The 1,047-nt window shown below is 54.9% G+C and carries 1 protein-coding gene; it reads left to right on the top strand.

The window, feature by feature from the left end; all coding sequences use genetic code 11:
• Nucleotides 1-471: 471 nt before the first annotated feature.
• A partial coding sequence (locus VBE63_RS30120; RefSeq protein WP_323686638.1) for a replication initiation protein occupies nt 472-1,047 on the top strand: 576 nt, incomplete at its 3' end.

The raw sequence follows: 1,047 nt of genomic DNA, 5'->3' as shown, positions 1-1,047 counted from the left end.
AACGAGAGGCGCCTTCTAGTACTTCCTAAGCTGAAGAGGGCTAGTAGGGGGTTCTCAGCCTGCGGAGAGGTTGGTTATTGGCGAAAGTGCTCGGTGCTATGTCTATCACGTGGCTTGGGTGGGCGCTGCGGGCGTAGCCCGCGAGTCCCGACCGCTAACCTGTGTGTAGATCGCCAGCTTGTCGGGTTGGGGGGAGGGCGATACGGCGCGAAGCGCCGGGAGTCCCTCTCCCCAACCCAGCGATCACCCAACGCGCGCGTACGCGGGCGCGCGCGCGCATTTTTAATATTTATACTTTTCCCCTTTTAGGGGCTTTCATGTCATTGAATTTATTTGGAAATCGAGACGATATAGGGACAGATTTAGGCCAATATAGGGACAGATTTAGGCCAATATAGGGACAGATTTAGGCTTGATAAGGGGACAGATTTAGGCTATTTGGGGACAAAAATATAAAATCCTTAAATAGTCATGACAGAAAAAGACCTCCAGGTCTGCAAGAGCAACGCCCTCGTTGAGGCCTCTTACCGGCTCTCGGTCGCCGAGCAGCGCATCATGCTCGCGTGCATAGCCCAGATCAGACGTGATCAGCAGATCACCGACGAGGTGCTCTACAGCGTCAGCGCGACAGACATTGCAGAACTGACAGGTTCGACGACAAACGCAGACTACTCAGAGCTGAAAAAAGCCGCGTTGCGACTGAAGCGCCGCGAAGTCCGGATTGCATACGAGCCCAACGGTGGCGGTAAAAAACCCGAGGTCATGGTCGCGTCCTGGGTGCAGTCCATCGTCTACGCAGAAGACGCCGGCCTCGTGCGGCTGCGCTTCAACAAAGACATGCTGCCCTATCTCTGCCAGCTCACCGAGCAGTTCACCCGTTATGCGCTCGCTGATGTCGCCAAGATGAGCAGCGCTTACGCGATTCGGATCTACGAGTTTCTGATCCAATGGCGTGGCGCTGGAGAGCGGGTCATCGATCTCGACTGGTTGCGCGAAGCTTTACAGCTTGAAGGGCGTTATCCAGCGATAAAGGATTTCAAGAAACGT

It is taken from the genome of Lamprobacter sp. (genome assembly GCF_034860625.1).
GTDB lineage: Bacteria > Pseudomonadota > Gammaproteobacteria > Chromatiales > Chromatiaceae > Lamprobacter.
Note: the sequence above shows the minus strand (reverse complement) of the source record. Positions and strands in the feature narration are given on the sequence as shown.